The 11745-nt window shown below is 39.8% G+C and carries 11 protein-coding genes; 10 read left to right on the forward strand and 1 reads right to left on the reverse strand.

Annotation, left to right across the window (positions count from 1 at the left end; translation table 11 throughout):
- Window positions 1–110 precede the first annotated feature (110 nt).
- The 5 genes from ACQKMI_RS09265 to ACQKMI_RS09285 are packed head-to-tail and all read left to right on the forward strand — an operon-like array spanning window position 111 to window position 4522.
- Window positions 111–953 (forward strand): ABC transporter permease, encoded by an 843-nt coding sequence (locus tag ACQKMI_RS09265; protein WP_427488251.1) that lies wholly within the window; start codon window positions 111–113, stop codon window positions 951–953.
- Window positions 953–1738, forward strand: a complete 786-nt coding sequence (locus ACQKMI_RS09270) for an ABC transporter permease (protein WP_427488252.1) — start codon at window positions 953–955, stop codon at window positions 1736–1738. The genes ACQKMI_RS09265 and ACQKMI_RS09270 overlap by 1 nt, the downstream gene beginning before the upstream one ends.
- Window positions 1735–2736: an ABC transporter ATP-binding protein gene (locus ACQKMI_RS09275; RefSeq protein WP_427488253.1), complete on the forward strand. Its 1002-nt coding sequence runs from the start codon at window positions 1735–1737 to the stop codon at window positions 2734–2736. The genes ACQKMI_RS09270 and ACQKMI_RS09275 overlap by 4 nt, the downstream gene beginning before the upstream one ends.
- Window positions 2733–3518 carry a DeoR/GlpR family DNA-binding transcription regulator gene (locus ACQKMI_RS09280; protein ID WP_427488254.1) on the forward strand — a complete coding sequence of 262 codons (786 nt, stop codon included), beginning with the start codon at window positions 2733–2735 and terminating at the stop codon, window positions 3516–3518. Before ACQKMI_RS09275 ends, ACQKMI_RS09280 begins: the two co-directional genes overlap by 4 nt.
- Entirely contained in the window at window positions 3515–4522 is a 1008-nt protein-coding gene (locus ACQKMI_RS09285) for a histidinol phosphate phosphatase domain-containing protein (protein WP_427488255.1), read from the forward strand. Before ACQKMI_RS09280 ends, ACQKMI_RS09285 begins: the two co-directional genes overlap by 4 nt.
- Here the strand turns inward: ACQKMI_RS09285 and ACQKMI_RS09290 are convergent.
- Complete coding sequence (locus tag ACQKMI_RS09290) at window positions 4492–4947, reverse strand: hypothetical protein (RefSeq protein ID WP_427488256.1); 456 nt, start codon at window positions 4945–4947, stop codon at window positions 4492–4494. The two genes, ACQKMI_RS09285 and ACQKMI_RS09290, sit on opposite strands and share 31 nt — an antisense overlap.
- A gap of 1 nt (window position 4948) precedes the next feature.
- On the opposite strand from ACQKMI_RS09290, the gene ACQKMI_RS09295 reads away from it, so the two are divergent.
- The 5 genes from ACQKMI_RS09295 to mutS all read left to right on the forward strand — a co-directional run bounded on the left by ACQKMI_RS09295 (window position 4949) and on the right by mutS (window position 11744).
- A complete protein-coding gene (locus ACQKMI_RS09295) occupies window positions 4949–5395 on the forward strand; it encodes a hypothetical protein (RefSeq protein WP_427488257.1) in 447 nt (148 codons plus the stop codon).
- Between the two features lie 207 nt (window positions 5396–5602).
- Entirely contained in the window at window positions 5603–7147 is a 1545-nt protein-coding gene (gene miaB / locus ACQKMI_RS09300) for a tRNA (N6-isopentenyl adenosine(37)-C2)-methylthiotransferase MiaB (protein ID WP_427488258.1), read from the forward strand.
- The gene (locus ACQKMI_RS09305; RefSeq protein WP_427488259.1) at window positions 7148–7585 is read left to right on the forward strand and encodes a RicAFT regulatory complex protein RicA family protein; all 438 of its coding nucleotides are present in this window, start codon (window positions 7148–7150) and stop codon (window positions 7583–7585) included.
- 751 nt (window positions 7586–8336) lie between these two features.
- A complete protein-coding gene (cotE, locus tag ACQKMI_RS09310; RefSeq protein ID WP_427488260.1) occupies window positions 8337–8969 on the forward strand; it encodes an outer spore coat protein CotE in 633 nt (210 codons plus the stop codon).
- 129 nt (window positions 8970–9098) lie between these two features.
- Window positions 9099–11744 carry a DNA mismatch repair protein MutS gene (gene mutS, locus ACQKMI_RS09315; protein ID WP_427488261.1) on the forward strand — a complete coding sequence of 882 codons (2646 nt, stop codon included), beginning with the start codon at window positions 9099–9101 and terminating at the stop codon, window positions 11742–11744.
- Window position 11745: the final 1 nt, after the last annotated feature.

The raw sequence follows: 11745 nt of genomic DNA on the forward strand, positions 1-11745 counted from the left end.
ATGAAATCACTTTTTATATGGATACTTTGAAGATTTATCGGAACAAAATTTCATTTTATCGGAACAATTTCAGTTTTACGATAAACGGCCGCTATTAACTATAGAAAGAAGTGATTGTTTTGATTTCGAAGCGGCAAACAGTTGCCTGGCTTTCTCCTTTTCTAGTACTTGTCTTGTTATTTTTCTTAGTACCGTTACTGTATATGCTAATCACAAGCTTTCAAAATAGTGAAGGTTTTACATTTGCACAATATCAATCTGTATTAACAAATGATTACATTTTACAAGGCTTTAAAAATAGTATTACACTGTCCGTTATTTCGGCAGTCATTGCCTTAATCGTTACCTTATTTGCAGTTTATGCGATGATGAGATTTTCTGAGCCAGTGCGCGAGAAAATTTTAATACTAACAAATTTAACATCAAATTTTTCAGGTATTCCGTTATCGTTTGCGTTTATCGTATTACTTGGCAATAGTGGGCTCTTTACATTGCTATTCGATAAATGGGGGATCGACGCATTATCGTCATTTTCCCTTTATAGCTGGGGTGGCTTGTTACTAATTTATATTTACTTCCAGCTGCCATTAGCATTAATGCTTTTATACCCAATTTATGATGGAATTCAGCAACAATGGAAGGAAGCAGCAGCACTACTTGGCGCTTCTACTTGGCAGTTTTGGATGAAGATTGGGATTCCTGTTATGCTTCCAGGGATTGTTGGAACATTTAGCGTATTGTTTGCCAATGCAATGGGAGCATATGCCTCTGCCTATGCACTAACTAGTAGTAATTACAATTTAGTGGCCATTCGTATTGGCTCTCTTATTAAGGGCGATATTTTTGCCCAACCAGAGCTGGCAAGTGCTATTGCGGTAATACTAGCAGTTACGATGGTGACAGCGATGCTATTAAGTGAATGGAGCATTTCAAAAACAAGGAGGAAGTTATAGTGAAAAAAAGAGGCTTTGCTGATTTATTTTTCCTCCTGTTAGTGGTGTATTTAGTGTTGCCGGTTGTTGCAACAATGTTCTATGCCTTTGCGACGAATTGGAATAAGACCATTTTGCCAGAAGGTTTAACATTTAAATGGCTTGCTACATTATTTCAGGATGCAGAATTTATGCAGGCGTTTGGACGTTCTGTTTTATTGTCGAGTGGGGCTGTGATGATTGCATTGCTCGTTATCGTACCGGCCATATTTGTCATCGTGTTGTATTTTCCGAAATACGAAAAATGGATTCAGATGGCTGTTGTGATGGTGTATTCATTTCCTGGAATTATTTTAGCAGTTGGGCTCATCCGTGTTTACAGCCAATTTGGAGTGCCAATGATTTTAGTCGTTTTAGGGACATATGTTATCAGCATTTTACCGTACATTTACCAGGGGACGCGCAATAGTTTGCGGAATGTAGATGCACGGCAGCTTTTAGACGCAGCACAATTACTGGGGGCATCGAAATTACAGGCATTTACCAAAATATTGTTACCTACTGTATACCCAGGATTATTTGCAGGTGCATTATTATCGTTTTCCGTGCTTTTTGGAGAGTTTGTACTGATTAATCTCGTTGTCGGTTCTCGCTTTGAAACGGTGCAAATTTATTTAATGAAGAAGCTTAGTACAAGTGGACATATTGCTAGTGCAGTTGTCTTTATTTATATCGTTCTTATGGGCTTATTAACGTTCACTATTGCAACATTAACGAAACGATCGAAAGGTGCTACAAATCTATGAGTTATATTGTGATTGAAGGACTTCATAAAAAATATGGATTAACGACAGTTTTATCAAATATAGATATGAAGATTGAAAAAGGTGAATTTATAACTCTTTTAGGTCCGAGTGGCTGTGGTAAGAGTACCATTTTGCGTATTTTAGCAGGCTTAACAGATGCATCTGCAGGAAAGATTATCATTGAAGGCAAGGATATGATGGGTGTTCAACCAAAGGATCGTCAAGTTGGTATGGTGTTTCAATCATATGCGCTATTCCCAAATATGACGGTGAAAGAAAATGTAGCTTTTGGTTTACGTATGCAAAAAGTAAACACTGCAGAAGTGGATCAACGTGTTCAAGAAATGCTTGCGATCGTGCATTTAAGTGAAAAAGCGAACGCATATCCGAAAGAATTATCTGGCGGTCAGCAGCAGCGTGTTGCCCTTGCTCGAGCTTTAATTGTACGTCCAAAGGTATTGTTGTTAGATGAGCCGCTCAGTGCGCTAGATGCCCAAATTCGTCAGAAGCTTCAAGCAGACTTACGAGCTATCCAGCAAAAGCTTGGCATAACGATGATTTTAGTTACGCATGACCAAGAGGAAGCAATGGCTGTTTCTGACAGAATATTTGTTATGAATAATGGGATGATTGCACAAAGCGGAACACCTACTGCGATTTATACAAGCCCTGAAAGTGAGTTTATCGCTAATTTTATCGGACATTATAATGTCTTTTCACGCCAAGCGCTTGAGACAATGATTGGTGAGACATTGCCAAAAGAATACTTGAAATTTGCGATTCGGCCGGAAGCCATTCATCTCGATCAGAGACAGGGAGATGTTTGTATGACTGGGGAGGCGAAGCAATCATTAATGAGTGGCAATGTTATTCGGACAACATTCGAGGGAGAATGTCCCTTTACGATGGAGCATCTACACCAACGAGGGCAGTCGTTTGAACTGGGGAAGAAATATGTGTGCTATGTGGCGAGAGAAGATGTGATTGCATTATCATGACATATGCAAAAATAGAACGATTTGAGTTTATTTTACAGCAATTAGAGGTTGATGAGAAAATTATTGTTGCCAATATTGCGGAAGAATTACAAGTGGCACCTGAAACGATTCGTAGAGATTTTGATGAGCTAGAGCAACAGCGTTTATTAACGAGAGTACACGGAGGAGCTGTGAAGTATACACACGTTAGAAATGAACCGATATTTTTGCGAAAGCTTCAAATGCAAAAAGAGGCAAAACGCAATATCGCTCGATTAGCAGCTAGACGTATCTGTGATGGGGATACAATTGCCGTTGATACCGGTACAACAACGGTGCATATCGCAGATTTTTTACTGGCTGTCGATGATATAACGGTCGTAACCAATTCCATAGCTGCTGCTGTACAATTTAATTTGGCTATTGAAGAGCGACGAATGACGGGGAAGGTCATATTACTCGGAGGAACGACAAATCCAAGGCAATCCTCAGTAGCAGGAGCTGCGACTTTGGAAATGTTAGGTAATATGAATTTTGATAAAGCATTTATATCATGTGGTGGTATTAGCGAAAGTATTGTTTACGATTACGATTTGGATGAATCGTTAATTTCTAAAAAAATGATTGAGCAGAGTAAAATGAACTTTTTACTAGCGGATGCAACAAAAATAAATGGGAAGTCCTTTTATCAAATTTGTCACATAGAGGAGAGCTCCGAAATTTTTTGTGATATAGCTTGCCCAGTGGAGTGGCAAATATATGAGGAAAAGTGGACGGTATGTAATGGAGGGAATAGCGAATGATTGATTATCATGTACATTTAGAGGAAGGCCCATATTCATTTCGTTGGTTAGAGCGTACTTCTCAGGCGATTAGTTTTTTTAATGAAGATGAAGCGGCAGCAAAAGGTTCTAAAGCATTTATAGAGTTGCAAATGCAGCAGTTATCACAGCGATTACAAAAAGGCTGTTATAGTGAGGAATGGTTAGATTTATATTTACAGCAGGCAAAGCAGCTCGGTTTGCGCGAGGTAGGCATTGTCGACCATCTATATCGTTTCAAGGAGACGCAAGCATATTTTGAGCGTTATATGCAGTTAGATGACAATGAAGTTGGAAAAATACAGCGGTACTGGCTTGACCGTGTGATGACAGTAAGCATGGATGATTTTGTGTCAGCAATTAATCGAGCAAAGGAAAAGTGGAGTCGGCATGGTATTTCCTTAAAGCTAGGCATAGAGGCAGATTATTTTGTCGGCGGTGAGGAAGAATTAGCATCATTACTGGAAGGATATCCGTGGGATTACGTCATCGGATCAGTCCATTTTGTGGATGGTTGGGGCTTTGATAATCCTCAAACACAATACATATTTGAGGACATGGATGCTGCTACATTACAGCAGAACTATGAGCGATTTTTTGCTACAGTTGAAAAAATGATTCACTCAAACATATTTGATTTTGTAGCACACTTGGATAATTTTAAAGTGTTTAATTATCAAGTAGAGGACACTGTTTTTCTCGATTCTTGGTATGAACGTATTGCTAAAGCGCTCGTTACAACAAATACTGCCACTGAATTGAATGCTGGCCTGTATTATCGTTATCCAGTAAAAGAGATATGCCCTGGCCCTCGCTTCTTTCAAATATTAATGGAACAGGGAGTAGCCTTTACAGTTTCCTCAGATGCGCATTTCCCAGACGATTTAGGCAAATACACATTTGCTAATGCAGACATACTAAAAAGCAATGGCGTTCGATCCATTATTGGGTTTGATCAACGCAAAAAACAATATATAGAACTATAATAAATGTCGCCGTTGATGAATATCACCGGTGATTTTTTATTTTTGAAAGAGTGGCGGAAAGAAACGCCGAAGCGACGGATAGAACCATTGAAATGATGGATAGAACCGCCAAAGTCGTGGATAGAACAGCGAAAGTCGTGGATAGAACCGTCAAAGTCGTGGATAGAACCGCCAAAGTCGTGGATAGAACAGCGAAAGTCGTGGATAGAACCGTCAAAGTCGTGGATAGAACCGCCAAAGCCGTGGATAGAACCGCCAAAGCCGTGGATAGAACCGTCAAAGTGGCGGATAGAACCATCAAAGTCGTGGATAGAACCGCCAAAGTCGTGGATAGAATCGCCAAAGCGACGGAAAGAACGCGAAGCGACGGATAGAACAGTCAAAGCGACGGAAAGAATCGCCGAAGCGACGGATAGAACAGTCAAAGTGACGGAAAGAAACGCCAAAGTGACGGATAGAACAGCGAAAGTCGTGGATAGAACCGTCAAAGTCGTGGATAGAACCGTCAAAGTCGTGGATAGAACCGCGAAAGTCGTGGATAGAACCGTCAAAGTCGTGGATAGAACCGTTAAAGTGATGGATAGAGCAGCCAAAGTCGTGGATAGAAACGTCAAAGTGGCGGAAAGAATCGCCAAAGCGACGGATAAAACAGTCAAAGTGAGGGAAAGAATCGCCGAAGCGACGGATAGAACAGTCAAAGTGACGGAAAGAAACGCCAAAGTGACGGATAGAACAGCGAAAGTCGTGGATAGAACCGTCAAAGTCGTGGATAGAACCGCGAAAGTAGTGGATAGAACCGTTAAAGTGATGGATAGAGCAGCCAAAGTCGTGGATAGAAACGCCGAAGTGACGGATAGAACAACAAAAGTCTAGGATAGCCCCGCCGAAGCGAAGGATAGCCCCCGCAAAAACTGGCGGCCCCCCTCAACCTTACAAAAATATTCAACTTACGAAGCTTAATTAAGTCTAAACCGCGACATTTAGTACGCAAGTCTTGTAGGATGTTGCAATTATTCAGTATAATAGTAAAATGGGATTTCAAATGTATGGAATTCGTTTGAAAGGAGTTACCTGATTGCGATGAATGAAGAACAACGCTTAGCTAATCAACAAGTCAATCAACCAAAAAAAGAAGACAAGCCTGAAAAGGATTATAGTAAATATTTTGAAACGGTCTTTACGGCACCTTCATTAAAAGATGCTAAAAAACGTGGGAAAGAAGATGTTAAGTACCACAAGGACTTTAATATTGCAGAAGAGTTTGCAGGTATGGGAACAGGGCGTACTTTTTATATTCGTACGTATGGCTGTCAAATGAATGAGCACGATACAGAAGTTATGGCTGGGATTTTTATGCAGCTAGGTTATACGTCTACAGATATAATTGATGAAGCTGACGTCGTGCTATTGAATACGTGTGCTATTCGTGAAAATGCGGAGAATAAAGTATTTGGAGAACTTGGCTTCCTGTTAAAATATAAACGTAAAAATCCAGAAATGCTGATCGGGGTTTGTGGCTGTATGTCACAGGAAGAATCTGTGGTCAATAAAATTTTAAGAAGTTATCCGCATGTCGATATGGTGTTTGGTACACATAATATTCACCGTTTACCGAACATTTTAAAAGAAGCATATATGTCTAAGGAAATGGTCATTGAGGTTTGGTCTAAAGAAGGCGATGTAATTGAGAATCTGCCGAAAAAACGTCTTGGCTCCATCAAAGCTTGGGTAAATATTATGTACGGCTGTGATAAATTCTGTACGTATTGTATTGTACCTTATACGCGTGGTAAGGAGCGTAGTCGCCGTCCAGAGGAAATCATTGCTGAAGTTCGTGAACTAGCGGCTGCGGGTTATAAAGAAATTATGCTTTTAGGACAAAATGTCAACGCTTACGGCAAGGATTTTGAGGATATTGAATATCGACTTGGTGATTTGATGAATGAATTACGAAAAATTGATATCCCACGTATTCGTTTTACTACGAGTCATCCACGTGACTTCGATGATCAGTTAATCGAAGTTCTTGCAAAACGTGGTAACTTAGTGGAGCATATTCACTTACCAGTACAATCTGGTTCAAATGATGTGCTAAAAATTATGGCGCGTAAGTATACACGTGAGCATTTCCTTGGATTAGTAGCGAAAATTAAAGCGGCTATTCCGGAAGTAACACTAACGACAGATATTATCGTAGGTTATCCTAACGAAACAGAAGAACAATTTGAGGAGACCTTATCCTTGTACCGTGAAGTAGGCTTTGAAATGGCCTTTACTTATATTTATTCTCCTCGTGAAGGTACTCCTGCTGCCAAAATGGTGGATAATGTACCTGAAGAAGTGAAAAAAGAACGTCTTCACCGATTAAATGAGGTTGTAGGGGAATACTCTCGCAAAGCATTAGAAGGCTTGAAGGGTGAAATAGTGGAAGTATTAGTCGAAGGTACAAGTAAAAAACGCGATGATGTGTTAGCTGGCTATACTCGTAAAAACCGTCTTGTAAACTTTAAAGCCCCAGCAGATCTAATTGGTCAATTAGTGAATGTAAAAATAGTTGAAGCTACTTCATATTCACTGAGTGGTGAATTCGTAGAAGTAGTAAAAAATGAAAAGGTGGAAGCGTAAATGTCACAAGTATTATATACAAAAGATGATTTAATCAAGAAGTCACACGAAATTGCGCATATGATTGCCAATACGCCAGAAGTTGAATTCTTCAAAAAGGCAGAAGCACAAATTAATGAAAACCAACATGTACGTGAGCGTATTGCAAGTCTAAAAAGCCTACAAAAGCAAGCTGTTAACTTCCAACACTTAGGAAAAGAAAAAGCGCTTAAATTAATTGAAGACAAAATCGAAAAAATCGAAGAAGAAATCAACGCAATCCCAGTGGTCCAACAATTTAAAGAATCTCAAGGGGATGTAAATGATTTATTGCAATTAGTATCAAACACAATTGCAAACAATGTTACAAATGAGATTGTTCGTTCAACGGGTGGGGATTTACTTCGTGGAGAAACTGGCTCATACGTAGCAAATACAACACCGGGCAGCTGCTCATAAAAATAATAGAAGTAATAGCTCGAATGAATGATTTCATTCGGGCTTTTACTATTGATGAAAAACTATTGTGTCAATGAAATTAAAATGCCCTATTAAATATAGTATGGCTCTTCGGCAAAATGAGGGGTTGATTTCCGTTCCAGCTGGGCGCTTTCCTGGGGGCGTCCGATGAGCCGCTTCGCTTCGCTGCAGGGTCTCATCTGTGACGCTAATCCCCAAGGAGTCGCCTAGCCTCCACTCCAATCAACCATTTCACATTGTATGTTCTTCTGGCATGTCACTGTAATTTATAATTATAAAGCGAAACTTCAGCAATCTGTGCGAAAGCAAATCGGCAGCGGCAAATGTTTTCTGTGCGAAAGCGTAGCGACAGCAACAAATGTTTTCTGTGCGAAAGCGTAGCGACAGCAACAAATGTTTTCTGTGCGAAAGCGTAGCGACAGCAACAAATGTTTTCTGTGCGAAAGCGTAGCGACAGCAACAATTACGCCAAGGCTTCAATATTCATGGAAATTAGCGTGTTTCAGACAACATAATATGAAAAATGAATTTTATCTTCATTCAGTGGTTGTCCAAACACCACTGAATGAAGATAAAGCCTCCGGCGGATGTCACGGATTTTGAAAGGAATGAATTGTGCGGACACAATTCAAAATCCGGACGCAATTACGCCAAGGTGAAATTGATCAGTAGCAATTCGATTCTATAAAAATATATGTTCACCCAATAGGCGCTACCTGCATATGATGGAGTGAAAAGAGTCGAAGGAGGAATTGCGCTGAAACGTTTACGACAAATCGTGACGAGAGCAGTAGTTGCCAAAGGGAAGAAGAGAACAGAAGAACGTGTATCATTATGTCCATCAAATAAACCGACAAGTATTCTCGGTTGCTGGGTTATCAATCATACTTGCTCCGCGAAAAAAGTCGGTAAATTTGTAGAAGTATCAGGGAAATTTGATGTCAATGTATGGTATGCCTATAGTAGTCATTCGAAAACAGCAGTGTTTTCTGAAACGGTGCACTATAAAGACAAAGTGAAGCTTTCTTTTAGAGATGGCGAAGTGAGTGTTGGTGATGATGTTCGTGTTCGTGTCATTCAAGAGCCGAACTGCATAGAGGCAATCATCTCTCCATGCGGTACGAAATTTGAAATCTTAGTCGAACGCGAAGTCGTTGTAGAGGTAATGGGAGAAACGACAATTTGTATTAGTGTACATCCACTAGATTTCGAAGAGGAATGGAACTTTGATGAGAGCTCATCCTCGTCTTCATCTAGTTCAAGTTCAAGCTCAAGTTCAAGTTCAAGCTCTTCGTCTAGCTCTAGTGGAGAAAGCAGGTATGTTTTAGAGTCTTCATCGTTTCCTGATGAAAGACAAAGATAATAGTAAAGATCATATTTCTTTTATACATGCGAAGCGCTAGCATCTTAAAAAAAGGTGATTGAAGCGTTTCGCATGTATCTTTTGTTATAATAAAAATATCTATATGGTTAGAGCGAGGGAATTTTTAAAATGACAACATATACACCAATGATGCAACAGTATTTGCAGGTAAAGGAAGATTACAAGGATGCCTTTTTATTTTTTAGATTAGGCGACTTTTACGAGATGTTTTTTGAGGACGCTATTAATGCCTCACAACTTTTAGAAATTACGTTAACGAGCCGGGATGCTGGTGCTAAAGAGCGAATTCCAATGTGTGGTGTTCCACATCATTCGGCAAAAAATTATATTGAAACACTTGTGCAAAAGGGCTATAAGGTTGCAGTTTGTGAGCAAACAGAAGATCCGAAGCAAGCAAAGGGTGTAGTGAAGCGTGAAGTCGTACAGCTTATTACACCGGGTACGATCATGGAAGGTAAGTCGCTTGATGGTAAAACTAATCATTTTATTGGTGCTGCGGAGCAATTTGATGATACGACATTTGGCTACGCTTATTTAGACTTATCTACAGGTGAAGCGGTAGCCTCCTCGATTGAGGGCGACGGTAAAGCACTTTTAATGCAAATGCAGGCATACGGTATTCGTGAATTAATTGTAACGGAAAATTTGCAACTGCTATTAGCAGAGCATGCAGTCAATGTCGGTATCGTCCTTTCTATTGAAACAGATGAAATGACGTTGGATAAAGCTGCACATTATGTAGAAGCGGTGCCGAATGATTTACAAATTGCTTGCCTGCGTTTGCTTCATTATATCGATAAAACACAAATGCGTTCATTATCACATATTCAAGTATTTACGTACAATGAAATGAAAAATTATTTACGTATTGACTCTAGCTCTAAGCGTAATTTAGAGCTTATTCAATCTATTCGCGGAGGCGATCAAAAGGGCACACTTTTGTGGTTGTTGGATGACACCGTGACTGCAATGGGGGGACGAAAATTAAAGCAATGGTTACACCAACCTCTTGCTTCACGTTCTGCCATTGAAGCGAGACTAGCAAACGTCACTGATTTGTTAGAAGAGTATTTTGTAAGAACGGAGCTCCAAGCCTCTTTAAAACAAGTATACGATTTAGAGCGTTTAGCTGGGCGTGTAGCTTTTGGTAATGTAGGTGGACGTGATTTAGCGCAGCTACGTGATTCATTACGTCAAGTACCTGTAATTCAGCAACAATTACGTGGTGCTACTAAAGAAACATTGCAGAAGCTAAGCGCAGCACTTGATACGTGTGCGGATGTAGAGGCACTTTTAGCTCGTGCTATTACAGACAATCCACCAATTACGATTAAAGAGGGTGACGTCATTCGCGATGGCTATAATGAGCGATTAGACGAGCTACGCTATGCCTCACGAAATGGGAAAGACTGGATTGCGCAGCTGGAGCAAGAGGAGCGGGCGAAAACAGGCATTAAAAACTTAAAAATCGGTTACAATCGAATTTTCGGCTATTATATTGAAATTACGAAATCTAATATCCATTTAGCTGATTTAACACGCTATGAACGTAAGCAAACTTTGGCAAATGCTGAACGTTATATTACGCAAGAGCTTAAGGAAAAAGAAGCATTAATTTTAAATGCTGAGGAAGAAAGTTTAACGTTAGAATATAACTTATTTGTGGAAATACGTGATGAATTAAAGGTGTTTATTCCACGTGTACAAGCATTAGCAGCAAGTATTAGTGAGTTAGATGTGCTAGTAAGTTTTGCGAGTGTGTCAGAGAAGTATCGTTTTACGAAGCCTGAGTTTCATGAAGGACGTTCACTAGAAATTATTGAAGGGCGCCATCCAGTTGTTGAGAAAATGCTCAATAAGCAAATGTATGTACCAAACGATTGTGTTCTTGAGGAAAATAACAATATGATGCTAATTACAGGTCCGAATATGTCCGGTAAAAGTACGTATATGCGTCAAGTTGCACTAATTGTTGTGATGGCACAGATGGGCTGTTATGTGCCTGCTGAAAAAGCTAGATTACCAATTACAGATCAGATTTTTACACGCATCGGTGCAGCGGATGATTTAGCTGCGGGACAATCAACCTTTATGGTGGAAATGTTAGAATCTCAGCACGCCATTACGCATGCTACAAAAAATAGTTTAATGCTGTTTGATGAAATTGGTCGTGGGACATCGACTTATGATGGCATGAGTCTTGCTCAATCCATGATGGAGTACATCCATGATAAAATTGGAGCCAACACACTGTTTTCAACTCACTATCATGAGTTAACGGCACTTGAAAAGGAGCTTCCTCGACTGCAAAATGTACATGTATCTGCTACTGAAAAAAATGGCACAGTTGTCTTTTTGCATAAGGTGAAAAAGGGGGCTGCCGATAAATCTTACGGGATTCATGTAGCACAACTTGCACAATTGCCAGAGGAAATTTTAACAAGAGCACAAGTACTTCTTGAAAACTTCGAGTCTGGAAATGAAGTGACCGTGTCACAGGAGATTGATGAAAAGCCAGTGCAAATGTCCTTGTCACAGGAGATTGATGAAAAGCCAGTGCAAATGTCGCTGTCACAGGAGATTGATGAAAAGCCAATGCAAATGTCCCTGTTTACGGAGGAAGAACCAATCTCTTCAGCAGAATCTGAGGTACTTAAAAACCTAGAAAAAGTAAATATTCTAGGCACTTCACCAATGCAAGCGATGAATATTTTATATGAATTACAGCAGCAACTAGTAAACGCAAAAAAGTAAA

This window comes from Lysinibacillus sp. NPDC097214, from assembly GCF_050277945.1.
GTDB classification, from domain to species: domain Bacteria; phylum Bacillota; class Bacilli; order Bacillales_A; family Planococcaceae; genus Lysinibacillus; species Lysinibacillus xylanilyticus_B.

Bases quoted from the DNA above. Each gene is read 5' to 3' on its own strand.
- ACQKMI_RS09275 (WP_427488253.1), top strand. From the start codon at position 1,735: ATGAGTTATATTGTGATTGAAGGACTTCATAAAAAATATGGATTAACG.
- ACQKMI_RS09280 (WP_427488254.1), top strand. From the start codon at position 2,733: ATGACATATGCAAAAATAGAACGATTTGAGTTTATTTTACAGCAATTA.
- ACQKMI_RS09285 (WP_427488255.1), top strand. From the start codon at position 3,515: ATGATTGATTATCATGTACATTTAGAGGAAGGCCCATATTCATTTCGT.
- miaB (WP_427488258.1), top strand. From the start codon at position 5,603: ATGAATGAAGAACAACGCTTAGCTAATCAACAAGTCAATCAACCAAAA.
- ACQKMI_RS09305 (WP_427488259.1), top strand. From the start codon at position 7,148: ATGTCACAAGTATTATATACAAAAGATGATTTAATCAAGAAGTCACAC.
- mutS (WP_427488261.1), top strand. From the start codon at position 9,099: ATGACAACATATACACCAATGATGCAACAGTATTTGCAGGTAAAGGAA.